The organism is Vreelandella titanicae BH1, assembly GCF_000336575.1.
Lineage (GTDB): Bacteria > Pseudomonadota > Gammaproteobacteria > Pseudomonadales > Halomonadaceae > Vreelandella > Vreelandella titanicae.
The window spans coordinates 201,554-219,775 of the sequence record NZ_AOPO01000003.1 but is presented as its reverse complement, the minus strand read 5'-3'; the positions used below and the strand labels follow the sequence as shown (position 1 = coordinate 219,775).

At 52.7% G+C, this 18,222-nt stretch carries 22 protein-coding genes and 1 pseudogene; 5 read left to right on the top strand and 18 right to left on the bottom strand.

Features of this window, described 5'->3' with window-relative positions:
* Window positions 1-6 precede the first annotated feature (6 nt).
* Window positions 7-846 carry an AraC family transcriptional regulator gene (locus HALTITAN_RS08405; protein ID WP_051051948.1) on the top strand — a complete coding sequence of 280 codons (840 nt, stop codon included), beginning with the start codon at window positions 7-9 and terminating at the stop codon, window positions 844-846.
* Window positions 847-883: 37 nt separating this feature from the next.
* Here the strand turns inward: HALTITAN_RS08405 and HALTITAN_RS08400 are convergent, their stop codons facing one another.
* The 7 genes from HALTITAN_RS08400 to HALTITAN_RS08370 all read right to left on the bottom strand — a co-directional run bounded on the left by HALTITAN_RS08400 (window position 884) and on the right by HALTITAN_RS08370 (window position 7,309).
* The gene (locus HALTITAN_RS08400; RefSeq protein ID WP_022519734.1) at window positions 884-1,570 is read right to left on the bottom strand and encodes a TetR/AcrR family transcriptional regulator; all 687 of its coding nucleotides are present in this window, start codon (window positions 1,568-1,570) and stop codon (window positions 884-886) included.
* A gap of 25 nt (window positions 1,571-1,595) precedes the next feature.
* Complete coding sequence (gene ggt, locus HALTITAN_RS08395) at window positions 1,596-3,194, bottom strand: gamma-glutamyltransferase (RefSeq protein ID WP_201764682.1); 1,599 nt, start codon at window positions 3,192-3,194, stop codon at window positions 1,596-1,598.
* Between the two features lie 24 nt (window positions 3,195-3,218).
* Window positions 3,219-4,499: a TRAP transporter large permease gene (locus HALTITAN_RS08390; RefSeq protein WP_039858822.1), complete on the bottom strand. Its 1,281-nt coding sequence runs from the start codon at window positions 4,497-4,499 to the stop codon at window positions 3,219-3,221.
* A gap of 4 nt (window positions 4,500-4,503) precedes the next feature.
* Window positions 4,504-5,007 (bottom strand): TRAP transporter small permease, encoded by a 504-nt coding sequence (locus HALTITAN_RS08385; protein ID WP_051051946.1) that lies wholly within the window; start codon window positions 5,005-5,007, stop codon window positions 4,504-4,506.
* 84 nt (window positions 5,008-5,091) lie between these two features.
* A complete protein-coding gene (locus HALTITAN_RS08380) occupies window positions 5,092-6,102 on the bottom strand; it encodes a TRAP transporter substrate-binding protein (RefSeq protein ID WP_009286830.1) in 1,011 nt (336 codons plus the stop codon).
* Between the two features lie 539 nt (window positions 6,103-6,641).
* The gene (locus HALTITAN_RS08375) at window positions 6,642-7,058 is read right to left on the bottom strand and encodes a type II toxin-antitoxin system VapC family toxin (RefSeq protein WP_022519783.1); all 417 of its coding nucleotides are present in this window, start codon (window positions 7,056-7,058) and stop codon (window positions 6,642-6,644) included.
* Entirely contained in the window at window positions 7,055-7,309 is a 255-nt protein-coding gene (locus HALTITAN_RS08370; protein WP_022519784.1) for a FitA-like ribbon-helix-helix domain-containing protein, read from the bottom strand. Before HALTITAN_RS08370 ends, HALTITAN_RS08375 begins: the two co-directional genes overlap by 4 nt.
* A gap of 110 nt (window positions 7,310-7,419) precedes the next feature.
* Between HALTITAN_RS08370 and HALTITAN_RS25540 the strand changes: the two genes are divergently transcribed.
* Together HALTITAN_RS25540 and HALTITAN_RS08365 are read left to right on the top strand one after the other, a co-directional pair.
* Window positions 7,420-7,725, top strand: coding sequence for a hypothetical protein (locus HALTITAN_RS25540; RefSeq protein WP_022519785.1), 306 nt, complete (start codon window positions 7,420-7,422; stop codon window positions 7,723-7,725).
* Window positions 7,726-8,108: 383 nt separating this feature from the next.
* Entirely contained in the window at window positions 8,109-8,417 is a 309-nt protein-coding gene (locus HALTITAN_RS08365) for a hypothetical protein (protein WP_039858818.1), read from the top strand.
* Window positions 8,418-8,769: 352 nt separating this feature from the next.
* Here the strand turns inward: HALTITAN_RS08365 and HALTITAN_RS08355 are convergent, their stop codons facing one another.
* The 4 genes and pseudogenes from HALTITAN_RS08355 to HALTITAN_RS08345 all read right to left on the bottom strand — a co-directional run bounded on the left by HALTITAN_RS08355 (window position 8,770) and on the right by HALTITAN_RS08345 (window position 10,600).
* Window positions 8,770-9,720, bottom strand: a complete 951-nt coding sequence (locus tag HALTITAN_RS08355; RefSeq protein WP_022519887.1) for a DUF808 domain-containing protein — start codon at window positions 9,718-9,720, stop codon at window positions 8,770-8,772.
* A gap of 95 nt (window positions 9,721-9,815) precedes the next feature.
* Window positions 9,816-10,082: a hypothetical protein gene (locus HALTITAN_RS26320; RefSeq protein ID WP_022519888.1), complete on the bottom strand. Its 267-nt coding sequence runs from the start codon at window positions 10,080-10,082 to the stop codon at window positions 9,816-9,818.
* Window positions 10,079-10,309, bottom strand: a complete 231-nt coding sequence (locus HALTITAN_RS26315) for a nucleotidyl transferase AbiEii/AbiGii toxin family protein (protein WP_022519889.1) — start codon at window positions 10,307-10,309, stop codon at window positions 10,079-10,081. Before HALTITAN_RS26315 ends, HALTITAN_RS26320 begins: the two co-directional genes overlap by 4 nt.
* Window positions 10,310-10,324: 15 nt before the next feature.
* A pseudogene (locus HALTITAN_RS08345) lies at window positions 10,325-10,600 on the bottom strand (type IV toxin-antitoxin system AbiEi family antitoxin domain-containing protein).
* Window positions 10,601-10,961: 361 nt separating this feature from the next.
* Between HALTITAN_RS08345 and HALTITAN_RS08340 the strand changes: the two are divergent.
* Complete coding sequence (locus HALTITAN_RS08340; protein WP_039858811.1) at window positions 10,962-11,336, top strand: GFA family protein; 375 nt, start codon at window positions 10,962-10,964, stop codon at window positions 11,334-11,336.
* A gap of 40 nt (window positions 11,337-11,376) precedes the next feature.
* Here the strand turns inward: HALTITAN_RS08340 and HALTITAN_RS08335 are convergent, their stop codons facing one another.
* The 5 genes from HALTITAN_RS08335 to HALTITAN_RS08320 form a co-directional block, all read right to left on the bottom strand.
* Entirely contained in the window at window positions 11,377-11,559 is a 183-nt protein-coding gene (locus HALTITAN_RS08335; RefSeq protein WP_039858808.1) for a hypothetical protein, read from the bottom strand.
* A 34-nt stretch (window positions 11,560-11,593) separates the two neighbouring features.
* Entirely contained in the window at window positions 11,594-12,118 is a 525-nt protein-coding gene (locus HALTITAN_RS08330) for a beta-ketoacyl-[acyl-carrier-protein] synthase family protein (RefSeq protein ID WP_009286828.1), read from the bottom strand.
* A gap of 3 nt (window positions 12,119-12,121) precedes the next feature.
* A complete protein-coding gene (locus HALTITAN_RS24770; RefSeq protein WP_081742660.1) occupies window positions 12,122-12,391 on the bottom strand; it encodes a hypothetical protein in 270 nt (89 codons plus the stop codon).
* 295 nt (window positions 12,392-12,686) lie between these two features.
* Complete coding sequence (locus tag HALTITAN_RS08325) at window positions 12,687-13,649, bottom strand: Rpn family recombination-promoting nuclease/putative transposase (protein ID WP_039858806.1); 963 nt, start codon at window positions 13,647-13,649, stop codon at window positions 12,687-12,689.
* Between the two features lie 82 nt (window positions 13,650-13,731).
* On the bottom strand, window positions 13,732-14,643 hold the full coding sequence (locus tag HALTITAN_RS08320; protein ID WP_009286827.1) for a LysR family transcriptional regulator: 912 nt from the start codon (window positions 14,641-14,643) through the stop codon (window positions 13,732-13,734).
* 96 nt (window positions 14,644-14,739) lie between these two features.
* On the opposite strand from HALTITAN_RS08320, the gene HALTITAN_RS08315 reads away from it, so the two are divergent.
* Complete coding sequence (locus tag HALTITAN_RS08315; protein WP_009286826.1) at window positions 14,740-15,579, top strand: EamA family transporter; 840 nt, start codon at window positions 14,740-14,742, stop codon at window positions 15,577-15,579.
* A gap of 647 nt (window positions 15,580-16,226) precedes the next feature.
* On the opposite strand, the gene HALTITAN_RS08310 is transcribed toward HALTITAN_RS08315, so the two are convergent.
* Complete coding sequence (locus HALTITAN_RS08310) at window positions 16,227-17,144, bottom strand: nucleotidyl transferase AbiEii/AbiGii toxin family protein (protein ID WP_009286825.1); 918 nt, start codon at window positions 17,142-17,144, stop codon at window positions 16,227-16,229.
* Window positions 17,134-17,955, bottom strand: coding sequence for a type IV toxin-antitoxin system AbiEi family antitoxin (locus HALTITAN_RS08305; protein WP_009286824.1), 822 nt, complete (start codon window positions 17,953-17,955; stop codon window positions 17,134-17,136). The genes HALTITAN_RS08310 and HALTITAN_RS08305 overlap by 11 nt, the downstream gene beginning before the upstream one ends.
* Window positions 17,956-18,222 lie beyond the last annotated feature (267 nt).

Genomic DNA, 18,222 nt, shown 5'->3' with positions numbered 1-18,222 from the left:
ACGCTAATGCTCAATACACCTCTTTCAGATGTGGATCATGTAGCACGGCCCATGGTGGCCATCGGCACTGATTACCGCCCCGGCACCCTTCTGGACTTCCATACCCATCGCCGTGCCCAGTTTCTCTATGGCATGACCGGCGTGATGGAAGTTAATACGGATGATGGCACCTGGATGGTGCCGCCATTCAGCGGCGTCTGGCTACCTGCGGGCAAGCGCCACCAAGTGCGCATGAACGGGGTGAGCACCCGAAGCCTGTATATCGAGCCCCACGTTGCGCCACGCACATCGCGCAACTGCGAGGTGCTAGTCGTGACGCCTCTCCTGCATCACCTGTTGCTGGCTTCCGCCCACATCCCCGCGCTCTATGACGAAAACGGCCGCGACGGTGCCCTGGCGCAACTACTCCTATACGAGCTGGAACAGGCTCAGGCCCTGCCACTGTTTGCCCCCCTGCCCCATGACCTTCCGCTCGCCCGCCTGTGCAGAGAGTTCCTCGGCCAGCCGAGCATTCACACTCTTCCTGAGGAGTGGGCGCGGCAGTTACATTGCAGTCAGCGCACCTTCAATCGCCTGTTCCGTCAGCAGACTGGACTCTCTTTTGGCCGATGGCGCCAACAGGCCTGCCTGATGGCAGCAATTCCCAGGCTGCTGTCTGGCAGTTCCGTTACCCGAACCGCACTGGAACTCGGCTACGACAGCCCAGCCGCTTTCTCCAGTATGTTTCGCAAGGTGCTCGGTCAATCTCCCAGCGCTTTTGTTCGGGCGGCTAGTCGCCCGCCGGAGGAAGGCGGCGGTTCTGGCTTGGTTTGCTGTCGTAAATTTATGCAGCAGATGGGCAAGTAGATGAGGTATTCGGAGCCCTGCAGATAGTCCTTGTCGCTTATTTAATCACCCGGGACTCAACACATAGATAGGAAAGTATTACCTCGACCGCATGGGCACGCCGCTCAATCAACCAATCCGGGTCAGCCAGATCCTGCTCGAAGATGATGGATAGCGTGTCGCGTTGATTGATGTGAATGATTGATAGCGAAAGAATAGAAATGTAGAGCTGGGTAGGGTCTACAGCCGAGCGAAATAACCCTGCTGCTTCCCCTCGCTTTAGGGTATCCCGGATCATGCCTACGAGCGGCGTCGTTTGCTGGACGACTTTGCTCGATTTGCGCAGCATGCGCCCACCCAGCAAGTTCTCATTGCGCACCAGGCTGGTGAACTCGGGATGCTCGGCCATATGATCGAAGGTGAATTCGACCAGCGCGCGCATACCTGCAACGGGCTCGAGATAGCTTAAATTGAGTGCCTGCTCCTTGGCGCGCAACTCCTCATAGACTCGTTCGAGAACAGTCAGGTAAAGACCTTCCTTGTCATCGAAGTAGTGATACACCATGCGCACATTACAATCGGCTGCACGCACGATACGTTCCATGCGAGCACCATCGTAGCCGCGCTCGGAAAACTCTTGAGTCGCCGCTTGAAGCAGGCGCTCGCGTGTTTCATGAGCATTACGGCGGTTTTTTCCCCGGGTACGGGCACTCTGTTTCACATCGAGCGTATCGCTTTTTGTCATGTACACATCCTTGTTTCTATTGGTGCTATAGCCCTAACGCGATGCCATCGCTGCGAGGGTCATGAGCGGCGTAAAAGCCTTTCGCAGGGTCGATAACGACCGCGCCGGGGTGGCCAGCCAGGGCACTTTGTGCGGGTAGCGGGCTCATTTGATGACCACGCCGGGTCAATTCAGCGAAAATAGCAGCTCCCGCATCCTGCTCAAGTTTTAGCGTGTCACGTCCATCGGAAAAGGTTCGCCCCAGTAGGAAGCGCGGCGCTTTAAGCGCACTGAGCGGATCCATGCCATAGTCTATCAAGCGCGTCAGCACGGCAGCGAGGGTTTGCGGCTGTCCATCTGCTCCTTGAGTACCGTAAAGTAAACGAGGCTTTCCATCGACACGATACATACCCGGGTTAAGGGTATGAAAAGGACGCTTTCCCGGGGCAATCACATTCGGATGAGCAGGATCAAGACTGAACGCGGCACCACGGTTATGCCACAAAAACCCCGTATCACCGACACTGACACCACTGCCCCAGTCGTAATAAATCGTCTGCAGCATGGAGACGGCATTACCGAAACGATCAGCTGCCGCTAGATAAACCGTATCGCCATGCTGATAAGCGAAGGGCCAATCCAATGCTTTCCCCGCCTCCACTTTTGCCGCTTCAGCATCAAGATGGGCAGGCGATAGCAACTTTTCACAAGGCACCGACGCGAAGTCGGGATCAGCCAAGTAGCTATTACGATCCAGGAAAGCACGCTTTACCGCCTCCACCAGCAGGTGGTAATAATCGGCGCTGCCCTCTTCGATCCTGGAGAGGTCAAAACGCTCCAAGATACCCATTATCTCTAGTGTCGTCATACCCTGGGTTGGGGGGCGATGGGCCAGCAGCTCGCCACCACGGTAAGGAACAGACAACGGCTTTTCGATTCGTGCTCGGGTAGCTGCCAGATCAGCGCCGGTGAGCGGAGACCCTGCCGCTGCCAGTCCCGCGGCAATTTTCGCCCCCAACTGCCCTTCATAGAAGTCCCGGTAGCCGTGGGTTGCAATGGACTGCAGCGAGGCGGCCAGCTGTGGCTGGCACAGCTGTTCACCGTCACGGGGAATCTTCCCGCCTGACATAAAGAGCTCTCGTACGCTGGGCATCATCGACAGGTCATCGCTGCGAAAATCAAGCCAAAAGCGCTGCGATGGCGTCACGGGAAAGCCTTCTTTCGCTAGCTGTATCGCTGGTTCTAACAGCGCTGCCCAGCCCATTTTTCCGCCACAGCTCTGACGGGAAATCTCATGCGCCTGCCCCCAGGTATCGACCGTGGCAGCCGTCGTTAACATGGAACCTGGCCCTCTCGCAGGGAGCTTGCCAGATAATTTCAGGTTGGCTTTTGGCGCCTGACCAATGCCTGACAGGGTTTGCACGCCACCGTTTGCATCCGCAATGATCATGAAGGCATCGCCGCCAAGCCCGGTAAAATGCGGATACGTCACTGACAGACAAGCCCCCATGGTGATGGCAGCCTCAACCGCATTGCCTCCTTGACGAAGTACCTCACGACCCGCCTCTGTTGCCAACGTATGTGGACTGGTCACCACCCCCTCATGGGAATGCGCCAGCGCTGATGAAGTTAAACTAATAGACATTGCTACCATCCTTATTCTGGCTGTTTAGCCGCCATACACCACACTGGGTAGCCACATACTGATCGCAGGAATATAGGTCAGCAAAATCAAGGCAAACAGAGCAATGCCAATAAAGGGCAAGGCACCACGTACCGCCTGGACGTAATCGACGCCGTTGATAGTGCCCGCCACAAACAGGTTGAGGCCAAATGGCGGCGTAAACATACCAATCGCCCCATTCACGGTCAGTACTGCCCCTAGGTGGACAGGGTCAATACCAACGCGCATACCCACGGTGTAAAACAGGGGGGCGAGAATCACTATGATGGAGGAAGCATCGAGGAACATGCCGGCAATCAGTACCGTCACATTGATCAGCAGGAAGATATGGTACGGATTCTCGGATAACGACAGGATAGCGTTGGCCAACATGGCCGCTAGCCCATTACTGGAAAGAAACCACGCCAGAACCGAGGCAGCAGCGAGAATAATCATTACCTGAGCCGTTGTGGTCGCCGCTTCAATCATGCTTTGGAATAGCTCTGCAAAGCTCTTCTCACGATAAATCAGGGCTGAGACCAACAGGGCATATACCACTGATACAGCGGCGGCTTCAGTGGGCGTAAAGATACCCAGATAAATCCCACCCAAGACGACGAGAGGCACACCCAACCCCCACGAAGCATCTTTGAATCCTGCTAACACCTCGCCCCAACTGGGCGGTTTCATGGGGGTGACACCGTCCTTTTTGGCGCGGTACCAACAGTAAGGCAATAAGCATGCTGCATATAATAAACCGGCTCCCACCCCCGCCATGAACAGCGCACCCACGGACACCCCAGTGACAGCCGCATAGACGATCATTACAACCGAAGGGGGAATGATGATGCCCAATGAACCGGCAGACACCAGCACGCCAATCGAAAATTGACCGGAATATCCTTCCTTGCGCATGGCCGGATAGAGCAATGAGCCCACCGAAACCACCGTGGCCGGGCTAGATCCGGAAATAGCGCCAAAAAACATACTCGCTGATACCGCCGTCATCCCCATACCACCGGTAAAGCGTCCTACCAACAAGTTGGCCAAGCGGATGATACGCTGCGATAACCCACCCGCGCTCATCAAGCTACCGGTGAGAATAAAAAAGGGTATCGCCATCAATGGGAACTTATCCAACCCGGCAAACAATCGCTCAGCCACGATCGCCAATGGAATATGGCTAAAGCTCCCCATCGCCACCGTGACGGAACCCGCCAATGCAATAAAGATGGGCGTTCCCACTAACATCAAAACAGCTAATAGCACCAGGAATGTGATGACCATATTCTTATCCAATTTGATCAAGGTGGGCAGAGGCTTGCTCTCGACCAAGCAACGTCCGGAAGAAATGCTGGGTAAAGCGAATACCCATTAAAAGAGCGCCCACCGGAATGGCCAACTGAACGATCCACATGGGCGCTTGTAGAGCAGAACTCACCTGACCAAACCGATGGGTTTGCTCGGTTAACTGGAAACCGTAAACCACCAGGAAAAGGCAAAAAGCGATAGAAACCGCATGAACTAGCAACTCTATCCATTTCGCCATGAGGGGAGGACTAAACCTGCGTAGAATATCGATCCCAATATGAATCCCTTGCCGTGCAGCAACGCTCGCGCCAAGCAGCACCATCCATACAATTTGGTAACGCACCAGCTCCTCAGCCCATGCAAAACCATCGTTAAACACGTAGCGTGCAATGACGTTGGCGAAAAGAATGAACGAGGCGGACAAAATCAGCAGGCCAATCAAAACCTCCTCGGCACGCGATATTAGGCGATCAAGTTTGCGCATAGCGGACTCCACCAGCGATGAAAACAATGGGGAAGGAAAGGGCTATCGGGATCACCGATCAGCCCTTTAATGGGTGAAGCGCTACTATTCGGCATCAGCAATGGCTTGCTGGAATTCCGCCATTAGATCTGCGCCAATTTCATTGGCAAACTCATCGTGCACCGACGCTGTCGACTCTCTGAAAGCCGTCAGTTGGGCATCATCCAGTGTGCTCACGTTAGTGCCACTGGCTTCGATAGTGGCAATGTAGCCCGTTTCACGGCGGGCGGTTTCTTCACGCTGGAATACGGTGGTTTCACGTGCAGCGTCCGTCAATAGCGCCTGATTCTCAGGGCTTAAGCTATCGAACCAACTCTGGCTAAACAGAAATGCATAGGCTAGATAAGCGTGATTGCTGATAACCACATCCGACTGCACTTCATAAAATTTCATTTGTGTAATCGATACCAGCGGATTTTCCTGGCAGTCGACAATGCGTTGTTGCAGCGCGTTGTAGGTTTCGCCGAAGGCAATCGGTACCGGGTTAGCGCCCATCGCTTTAAACTGTTCCATGATGATAGGGCTTTGCATCACGCGTACCTTTTGGCCTGCGAAGTCTTCCGGGCCATTAACGGGTTGGTCGCAGGTAAATTGCTTGAAACCACTTTCCCAAAAAGTAACCCCCTTCAGACCCACCTGTTCCACAGTCGCCAATAGATCATCACCGGCCTGCCCATCAAGAACGGTGTGGGCGATATCGGGAGAAGGGAACAAGAAAGGCAGATCGACGATCTGCATGGCGGGAACGAAGCCCGATAACTTGGCGGTCGGAATAATCGCTGCTTCCACAGCTCCCATCTGCAACTGTTGGGTGACTTCGACATCATCACCGAGTGTGTTGTTGGGGAAAATTTCTACTGAAATCTCACCGCCACTACGCTCAGCCACCATGTCCCTGAAGCGCTCAGCTGCTAGGTGCTGTGCGCTATCTTCAGGCAAATCATGATGGAACTTGATATGGATATCGGCACTCGCCATGCCGGTGTGTACCAAGGTGCCCAACGCGAAACTACAAGCGAGGGCCTTCAGCTTCATGTTCTTAAATTGCTTTTTCATGGTGTGATCCTTGCCATTGCGCCCATTCAGAAAACACTCTTCATGGAGCGAGTTAAGTAACTATTTACTTACTTAAAGAAAAAGCAATTATCATGCCACCTTGAAACATGAGAGATTCTGCGGGTTGTTGAACGTATCTATGCATAAATTCGCACCAACTTTGTGCTAAAGGGCTCAATATGGTGCGAATTTATTCGGGGCCTGATGCCACCCATCAAGCCATCGTCCTCTTAGTCAATTCTTGGCAGGATCGGGCCGGGAGCTCTTTGCCGCCCGGCAGTTTTTGAACAGCTTTTGCATCGAGGGCTTGGGGGTCGAACAGAGCGCGCTACTTGAAGGCTTTGAGGCAGCGCGCAGTTACTCCGTTAAAAAGACGGCCAGTGGTGCTATTCCCAAATATACATGAGCCGATTGCATCATCTATTCAGATCATCTTATGAGCCGAATAAGGTTTATATTCGGCTCATGGGCTAGTCGGAGGGTATGTTGGGGTAAGAAGAATGGGTTAAGCAATTAAAGTGCCCAGCAGACCGCACCAGTTAGGCTTCAAAAGGGTTAATGACGTCCACATTGGCTGCCTCAAAAGGAGCCATATCTCTGGAGGCGACTTGATAGCCTTGTGATACGGCAATAGCAGCAATGTAGCCATCCGGCACAGGAAAACCACGCCCGGCGGTTCTGGCTGTCACGGCTAGCTCTGCATACTTGCGAGCGGCGTCAACGTCAAAGGACAAAATCCGCCCTCTGAACAACTCCACAAGGCCGCCCAAGGTCTCGCTCAACATGTCCTTGCGCTTCCCGTTGGGCAGCGCCGCAATACCAAATAACAACTCTGCAAGTGTGACACTAGACAGGTATAACGTTTCAGCCGACTGCTCATTAAGCCAAGCTCTGACGGCTGGATCAGGCTCGGGTTTCATCGCCTCGGAAACGACATTGGTATCCAGAACGATCATTCAAACCTCATCGGTTCAGCAGGCGTCTTGTCACGCACCTTTTCAAAGACCGCTACGTCTTCATTGGTCAACCCGATCTTGCGACCCAAATCAGCCAGGGCATCACCCATTTTGAGGCGACTTTCTGGCCGTGTGATCTCTTCCAGGATGGCCCGCACCTCAGCCTCGGCGCTGCGGTGATTCTGCTTGGCTCGCGCTTTTAGTGCATTGTGTACTTCGTCAGGAATGCTTCTAATAGTCATCATGCCCATAGCCCAAACTCCTATTGCATGTGGTAAGCGCAGCTGCGCTCCAACTGCATTCAGTATAGTATACTGGATGCAAAAGGCAAGCACTTGCAACTCTGCTTTTCAGAAGTAACGTGTACTTTAAGGATATTTTGCAACCGCAAAGCGATGCCTGCATAACTAATCCCGTGGAGAACACTCCCGCACCAATTGCTGACATATTTGGTCAAGAGGCTGCTTTTGTGGCCAAAAGACAATCAGATTATGGTCACACCGGCTTCTTTGCTGAGCGGGTACTACTGATCCGCCAAAACGGCTATTCATTACTGACTATGAACCATTGCATCAGGTTATTTCATGGCATGGGGAATGTCTGCCATCCTCAGCAGCCAAATACAGAAAGGGCAGTCACTTGGACTGCCCTTTCGTTTTATGTGTGAAGCGGGAATACGTAAATGAAAGCACGGATCAGCGCTGACCTTCAGTGCGCAGCTTTGCCACTTCATCTAGCGCCAAGCCTATCGCTTCAGCAATCTGCTCATCACTCTACACCTCACGCAGCCAACCCAATAATGCCTCGCTGCCTGGGCGCTGAGGTGCGCCTTGACGTGTGTATAGGACAATAGCATCGTGCTGAGGCGATGGGTGTCCGGAATCAGTGAACCACTTCATAAAGCAGTTTAGTGTCGTAAGGTTGGCGCGGATCCTTGTGTAAACCAACTACTCGCTAACCAATGAAATCGGATGGGCAAAAAGTTATTATCCAGCTAAATAATTTTTCTACCGAATTCATGCACTTTTATATCCTCTCACTGGACACTCTATGCATAACCTATGGATTCCCGTCGTCGCCATTTTCGTCGTTGCTGGCCTGGTATTCGGTAACCAGGCCTATTCTGAGGCCCAGCGTGATGCCCACATCGCCGCGACTATATCTGAACGCCTCGACAGCCAGGCACCGGCCGAAATTTCCCACTTGACGCAAGTCAATAAGGGCTATGGGGTGTGCGGCGACTATGAGCTTTCAAGCGCCGAGTCCGGTCGTTTCTACTACAATCACGCCACCAAGCGCCTAGTGTTGGGTACCGATGCTCCGCTGTATCACGACAACTGCGAGGGCGTCTCTGACTGACCCCTTAGAACCTGTTCACGATCTTTTCAGCAGTAAAGTGATTGCGCACAAACCCCATGCCCCTCCTCACGCAGCGCTTTTCTATGCCGCTGCTTTAGTGGCCCTTTTACCCCTCGAAACTTCCACCATATTCTCTCGGGACAAGATCAGCCTCTTCGTCGCCCGTCCTGATAAGGTTGACGATCATTTGCGCGACCAATGACAGTGGGTGAGCTATCGAAGTTGCCCCAACCTCTTGCTCCTGTGCGGTGCTCAGGCCTGACGAGAGGGACAGCCAACAGAGTTCAATGATCCGGCCATAGCAGCGCTCTGAGCCGTTAGAAAGCTCCACCGGAAACACCCGGCGTAAACCTTACTCGACATGCGCCTTCTTAACAGGAAGTAGGTGCACCACGCCCACCACTACCGAGCCCACCAAAAAGCCAATCACCGCAGAGCACAGTGTATTGAAGCTCCAGCCCAGCGTGCCGCCCAGGGCACCGGTTGCCTCGCTAATGCCAAGCTCAATATGGTGTACCCACTCATAGGGAGCGTTGAACCAACCCGTACCATCGGCACCTAGATTGGCCATCAGTATATGCCCACCCACCCAGAGCATGGCGACAGTACCCACGACCGAGATGGTCGCTAGCACCTTAGGCATGGCTGTCACCAGGCCACGGCCCAGTGTCTGCACGCCCGAACTATCCCGCTGGGCGAGCCTCAGGCCGATATCATCCATCCTGACCAACAGCGCCACTACTCCATACACCAGAAGTGTGATGACAAACGCGACCACCACCAGGCTAACCATCTGCGACCAGAACCCTTGATGGGACACTGTTGAAAGCGCGATCACCATGATTTCGGCGGACAGAATCAGGTCGGTACGAATAGCGCCACCCACGATCTGTTTCTCGGCCTCCGGTCCCTTCTCTACCGCTGGCTTATCGTCGTCATGCTGACCAGAGAGCTTGTGCCAGACCTTCTCAGCGCCCTCAAAGGCCAAGTAGGTGCCGCCCACCATCAGGATGATCGGCAATAGCGCGGGCAAAAAGTGATTCAGCAGCAGCGCCACCGGCAGGATAAAAATCAGCTTGTTGCGAATCGACCCCAGCGCGATCTTCTTCACAATCGCCAGTTCCCGCTCCGCTGTTACCCCCTGCAAATATTGCGGCGTCACCGCCGTATCATCCACCACCACCCCGGCCGCCTTCGCCGTCGCACGCCCTGCGGCGGCACTCACATCATCCAATGATGCTGCGGACAGCTTCGCCAATGCGGCAATGTCATCCAATAATCCTATCAAGCCGCCTATGGCCATGGGTGCTTCCTCCGTGAATAACAGGTGCAGATAGTAGAGCACAAAGCGGCTTGGGCGGATCGCCTCTTTTGCTTCAAGATTCCGACTTGCGCACCTTACCCCAGCAGTACTTTCAGCTCATGACGTTGTTCAGCATGTTTGGCCGCGTTTTCGTTTTTCAGTTTTTCCAGATTGATAAGCTTCCAGCGTACGGCAGGCAGATCCGCCGCCCGAGGGCGATCAATAGCATCAAAATCGGGCATACCGTCATGCAGGCTCATTAGGAATTGCTTGGTGTTCTCATCGAAGCGGGAATGAATATCTGCAATCAATCGTTTACGGGTGTCGAAGAGCTCTTGGAGACTGACAGAAGCTCTGGTCATTCCCTCAAATTTTTGGTGGCCATCGCGTTGTTGATCTCGGAAAGGCTATCGTTTCGATCTTTCACCGGCAGGTAGGTCAGGTCGATATCGACTGACAAACGCGGGAGATCACGATAGAACAGGTTTATCGCCGTGCCGCCCTTCAGCGCGAATACATCTTCCTTAGCGACATGCGGGAGAATACGCACAAGAAGTGCGACCTGTGCTTCATAGGTTTCACGTGCCATCGTTGGTCTCCGTCCTTACAAACGCTTCAGGCGCCATAATCCGATAGCGCGGACGTATCTTGCCCCCTTTACCAGTGCACGGTCGCCGCTGCCGAGATTGAACTCTGCTGGGTCGAAGCGCTTGCGCCAGGGGGGATCGAGGCGATCGACAAAGACAAAGAATAGCCGCTTTACCTTGATCTACTTACAACTCTGCAGCAGAGCTGCCAGTAGTTTAGGGCGCAGCGTTGTCAGGCTCTCAAATAGCATATCGAGATTGTGAAAACTCTCATGGTCGGGCAGCTCGTCCATAGCTTCCATAATTGCCCTTTCGAGTGCCGACCTCTTGAGCGTCCAGTCCCATGGCAGCGTGTCTTCGGCGTTGATTAACTAAAGAATCTTCCATAAGGCTCTTTAATATCGTCAAATTTTGTGTACTTTTAGTTCACAAAGCACCTATCTTTTAAAGACCCACGGGGAGGCGATTTACCAGCTTAATATCCGCGCCTGCTTGTAACCGAGATACAAACTAATTCCGGGCTCTAAGGCAAATCCGCCTCCTGCAACAGCTAGCTTTTATCGGTTTGCGGGCATCAAATACCAACGAGACGGCAGCAAGACAAAACAAAAAGTGCCACCTACTTTGAATGTATGAATCTTCTGGAGATTGGCAATGGAACAACTAACAGGTGGCTGTCTCTGCGGTAAGATCCGAATCTTGGCCAATGGCGAGCCGCTTCGGGTAGGTATTTGCCACTGTATGGATTGTCGCAAGCATCATGGGGCGCTTTTCTATGCGGCTGCTGATTATCCCAAGCAAGCTGTCATTATCGAAGGCGAACCGCACAGTTATCAGGGGCGCTACTTCTGTTCCGCATGCGGTTCGTCGGTTTTTTCGGTAAGCGAGGAAGAAATCGAAATACACCTTGGTACCCTTGATTCACCCAATCAACTTAAACCGACGTATGAGCTTTGGGGCATTCGCCGCGAACATTGGCTACCGCCATTTCAAAACGTGGAGCGATACGAACGAGATCGGGAAGATTGAGCGGGTTCAAGGGCTGCCGCTTAGGTCAGAAGGTAATCGATCAGCGCTTACCTTCAGTGCGCAGCTTAACCACATCCTCTAGCACCAAGCCTGTCGCTTCAGCAATCTGCTCGTCACTCAGCACTCCCAGCTTGAGCAGATTACGGGCCGTTTTCTCAATGCCCAGCTTTTCGCCTTCCTGGCGTTCTTGCTGAGCCCAGTTTTCCAAATTTTCTGCCAACATGTCTTTATCCTCCAACAAACTGTTGAGCTGTTGGCTACGCGGTCAGCAACTCCATTTCCTCGCGGCTACGAACCGGATGGCGGATCGCCTCTTTGGCTATATTCACTTCTAATGCTACTTTCGCAATATCCAGCACGCCAACATCAATTTGGTAACCCCCTCGGGTCATCAACCAGTCAAGCACCTCCACCAGGTGCCAGATTGAGGCACTGCCTTCGTGAACCGGCATAGGAAACGTCGCTCGGTGGGTGAGCATCAACTTTCGCATTGCCTGTCGGGATACGCCCACAACGTCTGCTACATCCGTCAGGCCAACAAGATCCGGCGAAGCCTCGATCAGCCGCGCGGAAGGGATCGCTTTTTTTACGTCAACCAGGGCAGTGCGAACCGCTTCCGCGGCGCTGCCCGCTTCACGAGAGAATTCCAGCGCCAAGCGGCCCGGCTGCCCCACGCCCACCAGAGCATCATCGCAACCGGCAGTGCCCAAATGCCCCACCAGCGCATCTAGGTCGGAATCACTATCAGCCAGTTGGTATTTCAGCGTAAAAACATATTCCATTCTTCAATCCTCCGGCTCCGCTTCGTCTCGACGCTTGTGGGTCGAGCACTTGTCCACCACTCTCCGAATTGCCCGGGCGTGGCTGCCGGGATTTTTCGGTGTACTCCACACGCTCGCGATACAAAACTCACCGCAGCGGCATTCATCATCATTATAGGGACAGTAAATCTTGCCCCAGGCGTGACTACCGCCGACTTCAACTCGCCAGCCCTCCGCTTCCGCATGTTTGAGGGCAGTTTCGATCTCTTTTTTCGGATGTGATGGACGAGTCATTATTTGCCTCTGAGTATGAAGCCCCCTTCAATGGTTGTCAATTGACAACCATTGAAGCAGCAATTCATATGCTTGCCGACGTTCATCTAAATAGATAGACCCAAGTGTCTCTTTTAACTCCCTAATAAAAATTTAAAAAAGAATATCAGTATGTGCAACACTTAACCTGACGCTGGGGGCTTTCATGGCATGGGGAATGTCTGCCATCCTCAGCAACCAAATACAGAAAGGGCAGCCAATTGGACTGCCCTCTCGTTTTATGTGTGAAGCGGGAATACGTAAATGAAAGCAAGGATCAGCGCTGGCCTTCAGTGCGCAGCTTAGCCACATCCTCTAACGCCAAGCCTGTCGCTCCTGCAATCTGCTCATCACTCAGCACCCCCAGCTTGAGCAGATTACGGGCAGTTTTCTCGATGCCTAGCTTTTCACCTTTCTCGATGCCCAGCTTTTCGCCTTCCTGAATGCCTACTTGGCGTTCTTGCTGAGCCCAGTTTTCCAAATTTTCTGCCAACATGTCTTTATCCTCCACCAAACTGTTGAGCTGATTGAGGTCGACCTCAGCCCCGAGCCGCTGCAAGTGGCGCTTAAGCCAGCGGGTAATAATCTTGTCGATACGCTCTTTGTGAGAATCGGCCTGAATAATCGCCACAATCCGATCCACAGCTTGCTGAAGCCCCTGGCGATTTGTGGAAGCCTTCTCGATACTGAACACCCCGCTTAACGGCGACTGCACCAAGCCTAGCTGCTCATCAGTATAGCGCCCTTCATCGACTAAATAATAACGCATGCGTGGCTGGTAGACCTGTAGGAGACCCGGCGGTTCCGGCATGATCATGTCATAGAGATCTAACGATGCCGTCCAGCGCTCTGAGCCGTTATAAAGCACTACCGGAAACACCGGCGGTAAGCCCTGGCCGGGTGTGATGACCTTCTGCTTGAGCAATTCACTGTAGAAGCAAGCGGCGTAGTGCATCAGCCGAACCGGCATGGTGCGATCCACCGAGGACTGAAACTCCAACAAGATGTACAGGTACACCTCTTGGGTCATCCCTTGCCAGTTAACGTTGACTGACCACACCACGTCCTCAATTTTTTCTTCGAACAGTGGCGTAATGTAGTTGCCGCTCTGGCTCTTCAGGGTAGAAAAATCCATTAACCGGGCAATCTCGGCGGGAGCAAAGCCTTCGATGAGTTGCTGAACAAATTCAGGATAACTAAACAACTCTTTGTAGCCGGTATCGTGGTGGTTATTAACCATGGAGACCTCTGCCAATCGTTACGAGACAGATTACCATGCTCATCCATCCGTAATACATTCACACCATGCGATGGAAAGCCCGTTACGCTTTGCACTCTTTCAGTAGTTGTTGGCCGACCTGATTCAGCGGCTGCCATTTAGCCCAAAAGGCAATCAGGTTCCGGTCACGTTGGGGAGATAACGGCAGCGTTACCACATTAGCTGCTGGCTTATTGTTTAACGCCAGTGTGGGCACTAGGCTAACACCGACATCGCCAGCAACCATCTGCAACAGCGTGCGCGTATCACGTACCCAAAAATCCACCTGAAAAGTATCGACTTCCTCCAATGAGTGAGCAAATATCTGCTGAATAAGCGCCTCACAACCCCCTGACGACATAATCAACGGATGATCGGCAAGCTCCGCTACCGTAACGCTAGCTTGTTTGCGGAGTGAATGGTTCTCGGGTAAAACGGCAACGACCTCATCCTTCTTTAGTAGCTGCCAATCGAAGTGCTCACACCAGTAGGTGAGATTAAGCTGCGTCACATCGGTGGTTATGCCCATATCAACCACGCCGCTTTCCACCCACTCCTTTATCTCTTCCTCCATGCCTTCCAGCACAAGGCTAATGGCATCAGGGTAGCGGCTCGTTAAGCTAGAAAGGTGTGGGGATAACCATCCTGTTAATGCACTGGGAATTACACCTATTTTCAGCGTTTCATCTACTTCATTATGAAATTGGGCCACTTGCTGGCTCAATACCTGAAACTCTCCTACAACCTTTCTGGCACTAGTAAGCACTAACTCGCCTAAGGCAGTCGGCTCCCATCTTTCCGCCGCTTTTGTGATAAGTGGGCCACCTACCAGCTTTTCCAATGCCTGCATTGAGTGACTTACGCCAGATTGGCTAACGCCCAGTCGCGCCGCCGCCCGGGTATAGGATTGCTCTTCCACTACCGCAAGCAGCACACGTAGTTGGGCAATAGAGATGTCGGCGCCTCTTATCATCATCCCTCCTCATAACGGCCATGAGCGAACCGAGTTTCCAGCCAAGCACTAGCGCCTTCTATGCTGGCCTTTCATTTATCATCCTGACCTGGAAATCCCATGTCCATCGTTCTGGCACTAAGCGCCATGTTGTTGCTCGGCAGTACACACTTTATCAATGGCTTGCTCGCCCGTTTTTACCCGCCGCTTAATATTGGTTTTTACACCCATCTGGGCGGGGCGCTTGTCAGTCTTGCAGTCGCGCTGCTCTTTTCCACATGGGAGCCAGATACCTGGAAATGGGGTACGCTTGCTGGCCTTGGCTCAGCCCTGGGCGCATTGCTGCTTTATAAAGGCTTATCGCAGGCTCCCTTTGCTATCGTAGTGCCTGTTAGCGCTGTCTCGATGGTAACCATCGCCCTTGGGCTCTCTTTGGTATTTCTTGGCGAGCGGCCCAACGCTTGGGTATGGCTAGGTGTGATGATCGCCTTGCCCGCTATCTGGCTAACGACGGGCGGAGGTAGGATAAACAAAGGGCAGGTGAGCAGCATAATCAGAACAGGCCTGCTCTTTGGGTTAGGTGCAGGGTTGGGGTTTTCTCTGCAGCTGCACTTTCTTGGGCAGGTGCCCGACCATGCGGCGCTGTATGGCATCGCCCTATGCATGCTAAACGGTGCCGTGTGTCTACTGCCGTTTTACCAACGCACGAAGCCAGCTCAAATACGCCTTCCACTTTTCTCAACGATGGCGGGCGGTATCAGCGCTCTAGGGCTTACGCTCTATGCGCTATCACGGCAAGGACAGCTCACCATTATCAGCATTGTGATTGTGTCGATGTACCCGCTGATACCCGTCGTATTCGGCTCACTGGTTCGCAAGGAGGCGGTTAGCGGCACCAGCATGGTGGGGATAGCGTTGTCTATTGTGGCGACGATGTTGATTGTGGCGGGGAATGGTTAGATAGCACTCAGCCGTTTCGGGTGTGTCAGTTTGTGGATTTGTAGTGGCGACGCAAACCGAATATTCGGTTTGGACATATCAACAGTTCGATATTGACCTGCCCAACAATACACATTGCCTAGCCAAGATCTGTGCCACTGGCAAATCGTCTGGACAGTAAGCATTCAGGGAAGGCATCAGAAACTTGTATATATAGAGCTTCAAGCAGCTCCGTTTGATCTCTTCTTCGTGCGCCCTGTTTAGCCATACACGAGCCGATTGCCTCCATTCAGCTCATATTATGAGCCGATTATGACTTCTATTCGGCTCGTGGGCTCATCAGCGGACTTGTTGGTAAAGAAGAGTGGGTTAAACAGTAGAAATGCTCAGTAGACCGCACCAGTTAGGCCTCTTGCCTTTCTTGTCAGCCATATCCATATTTATTACTTTTGAACACGGGAAGCATTCTATGACGTCAACAAGTCTTAGCTTGGAAAAACGCAAAAGCAAACTTGAGGCGCTACGTACACATCTAGCTCAAGGTACCAGACAAGCTAGAGCTGGTGAATTCGTGGACGATTTCTCGATGGATGCATTAATCAGCGACTTAGATAGTGAAGCGTGATGTCCACATTCCATATCACACCGAGGGCGCCGCTCCGATCTACCTACCCTAGCAACACTTCCAGCTTTCTCCGTTGCTCAGCATGCTTGGCGGCATTTTCGTTTTTCAGTTTTCCCAGATTGATAAGCTTCCAGCGTACGGCTGGCAGATCCACCGCCCGAGGGCGATCAATAGCATCAAAATCGGGCGTACCGTCATGCAGGCTTATTAGGAATCGCTTGGTGTTCTCATCGAAGCGGGAATGAATATCTGTAATCAATCGTTTACGGGTGTCCAAGAGCTCTTGGAGACTGACAGAAGCTCTGGTCATTCCCTCAAATTCTTGAGTATAAGGCTGATCAAGATTGATGAGATTCGGATTCAGCAGCTCATGCGCGGGGCGCGACGAACTCGCAATGTAGATCAAAAAGGTGCGAAATAGATCATCCGTTAGGCCCTCGTTCTCGTAAAGCAGCTTCACATCGTAAAGGTCGCGCGGATGCTGACGGTCGACGGCTGCGTTCAACTTACCGCCGAACAGATCTTCGAAGGAGACAATCTGCATCTCTGCGTAGCCGAACTCATCTTCAACAGCTTCGGAGACGGAAAGCGTTTCAGGCTCATGAACGACACCGCGTGTGACTGGAGAGGTTTCGATCTTGATCTCTACACCGCCCATGCGAGCAAGAAGACGAGTGGCACCACCACCGCCGCCCTTTATACGTTGTGTTTTGGCATCAACGATACCGCCTTCAATGGCCCCCGCAATGCGATCCATCGCGTTGTTGATCTCGGAAAGGCTATCGATTCGATCTTTCACCGGCAGGTAGGTCAGGTCGATATCGACCGACAAACGCGGAAGATCACGATAGAACAGGTTTATCGCCGTGCCGCCCTTGAGCGCGAATACATCTTCCTTGGCGACATGCGGGAGAATACGCACAAGAAGTGCGACCTGTGCTTCATAGGTTTCACGTGCCATCGTTGGCCTCCGCCGTTACAAACGCTTCAGGCACCATAATCCGATAGCGCGGATGTATCTTGCCCCCTTTTACCAGCGCGCGGTCGCCACTTCCAAGATTGAACTCTGCTGGGTCGAGGCGCTTGCGCCAGGGGTGATCGTGGCGATCTGCAAAAACAAAGAACAGACGCTTTACCTTGATCTTCTTACAACTATGCAGCAGCGCTGACAGTAGTTTAGGTCTCAGCGTTGTCAGGCTCTCAAATAGCATATCGAGGTTGTGAAAACTCTCAAGGTCGGGCAGCTCGTTCATAGCTTCCATAATTGCCCTTTCGGGTGCCGACATTTTAAGCATCCAGTCCCATGGCAGCGTGCCTTCGGCATTGATGTTGTCCTTGGCCAACCCAAGCGATGAGTCGGCGAACAGCGAGGTGCTACGGGTTTGAAGTGGTGCGTTGAGTGGCAGCTTGCTGAGCCAATTGGGCGTGGCCTCGCCATATACCCAGACAGGCGCATTGCTGCCCAGACGCAGATAGTGATCGTAGCCCTGTTGGGCAAGCGCCGTGGTACCGCCGATATGGATGTCATAGCGCATAATATGCTGCATGGAAAGCAGGCAGGTTTTCCAATCGATGGTGGCCGACTTTATTGCGTTCGGCGCGGGGCGGCGGAAGACGCCGCGGTTAACACGCTCCAGCCAGCCGTTATCAACGTATTTGCGAGCAAGGAAACGGCTGACACCGTGGCGTTCAAGCCATGCGGTGTCAACCATGAATCCTGAAGGTATGGCTTCAAGCACCTTCTTTAGCTTTTCTTCATTAAGTGTACTCATGGTTCACAAATTAGCACTTAACTAAATAATCTGCCATGAGACTCTTTAATATTATCAAATTTTGTGTACCTTTAGTTCACCAATTATCTATCTTTTAAAGAACCAAGGGAGGGCGATTTACCCGCTTAATATCCGCGCCTGCTTGTATAACCGAGATACAAACTAATTCCGGGCTCTTAGGCGAATCCGCCTCCTGCAACAGCTCGATTTATCTCGGTTTGCTGGCATCAAATACCAACGAGACGGCGGCAAGACAAAATCGAAAGT

What these genes read in the sequence shown, in the direction of transcription:
- HALTITAN_RS24770 (WP_081742660.1), bottom strand. Translation starts at nt 12,391, where the DNA reads ATGACTCGTCCATCACATCCGAAAAAAGAGATCGAAACTGCCCTCAAA.
- HALTITAN_RS08385 (WP_051051946.1), bottom strand. Translation starts at nt 5,007, where the DNA reads ATGCGCAAACTTGATCGCCTAATATCGCGTGCCGAGGAGGTTTTGATT.
- ggt (WP_201764682.1), bottom strand. Translation starts at nt 3,194, where the DNA reads ATGTCTATTAGTTTAACTTCATCAGCGCTGGCGCATTCCCATGAGGGG.
- HALTITAN_RS08320 (WP_009286827.1), bottom strand. Translation starts at nt 14,643, where the DNA reads ATGATGATAAGAGGCGCCGACATCTCTATTGCCCAACTACGTGTGCTG.
- HALTITAN_RS08365 (WP_039858818.1), top strand. Translation starts at nt 8,109, where the DNA reads ATGCATAACCTATGGATTCCCGTCGTCGCCATTTTCGTCGTTGCTGGC.
- HALTITAN_RS08335 (WP_039858808.1), bottom strand. Translation starts at nt 11,559, where the DNA reads ATGTTGGCAGAAAATTTGGAAAACTGGGCTCAGCAAGAACGCCAGGAA.
- HALTITAN_RS08370 (WP_022519784.1), bottom strand. Translation starts at nt 7,309, where the DNA reads ATGGGCATGATGACTATTAGAAGCATTCCTGACGAAGTACACAATGCA.
- HALTITAN_RS08400 (WP_022519734.1), bottom strand. Translation starts at nt 1,570, where the DNA reads ATGACAAAAAGCGATACGCTCGATGTGAAACAGAGTGCCCGTACCCGG.
- HALTITAN_RS08405 (WP_051051948.1), top strand. Translation starts at nt 7, where the DNA reads ATGCTCAATACACCTCTTTCAGATGTGGATCATGTAGCACGGCCCATG.
- HALTITAN_RS08305 (WP_009286824.1), bottom strand. Translation starts at nt 17,955, where the DNA reads ATGAGTACACTTAATGAAGAAAAGCTAAAGAAGGTGCTTGAAGCCATA.
- HALTITAN_RS08390 (WP_039858822.1), bottom strand. Translation starts at nt 4,499, where the DNA reads ATGGTCATCACATTCCTGGTGCTATTAGCTGTTTTGATGTTAGTGGGA.
- HALTITAN_RS08330 (WP_009286828.1), bottom strand. Translation starts at nt 12,118, where the DNA reads ATGGAATATGTTTTTACGCTGAAATACCAACTGGCTGATAGTGATTCC.
- HALTITAN_RS26320 (WP_022519888.1), bottom strand. Translation starts at nt 10,082, where the DNA reads ATGACCAGAGCTTCTGTCAGTCTCCAAGAGCTCTTCGACACCCGTAAA.
- HALTITAN_RS08325 (WP_039858806.1), bottom strand. Translation starts at nt 13,649, where the DNA reads ATGGTTAATAACCACCACGATACCGGCTACAAAGAGTTGTTTAGTTAT.
- HALTITAN_RS08375 (WP_022519783.1), bottom strand. Translation starts at nt 7,058, where the DNA reads ATGATCGTTCTGGATACCAATGTCGTTTCCGAGGCGATGAAACCCGAG.
- HALTITAN_RS08310 (WP_009286825.1), bottom strand. Translation starts at nt 17,144, where the DNA reads ATGGCACGTGAAACCTATGAAGCACAGGTCGCACTTCTTGTGCGTATT.
- HALTITAN_RS08315 (WP_009286826.1), top strand. Translation starts at nt 14,740, where the DNA reads ATGTCCATCGTTCTGGCACTAAGCGCCATGTTGTTGCTCGGCAGTACA.
- HALTITAN_RS08355 (WP_022519887.1), bottom strand. Translation starts at nt 9,720, where the DNA reads ATGGCCATAGGCGGCTTGATAGGATTATTGGATGACATTGCCGCATTG.
- HALTITAN_RS26315 (WP_022519889.1), bottom strand. Translation starts at nt 10,309, where the DNA reads ATGGCACGTGAAACCTATGAAGCACAGGTCGCACTTCTTGTGCGTATT.
- HALTITAN_RS08340 (WP_039858811.1), top strand. Translation starts at nt 10,962, where the DNA reads ATGGAACAACTAACAGGTGGCTGTCTCTGCGGTAAGATCCGAATCTTG.
- HALTITAN_RS08380 (WP_009286830.1), bottom strand. Translation starts at nt 6,102, where the DNA reads ATGAAAAAGCAATTTAAGAACATGAAGCTGAAGGCCCTCGCTTGTAGT.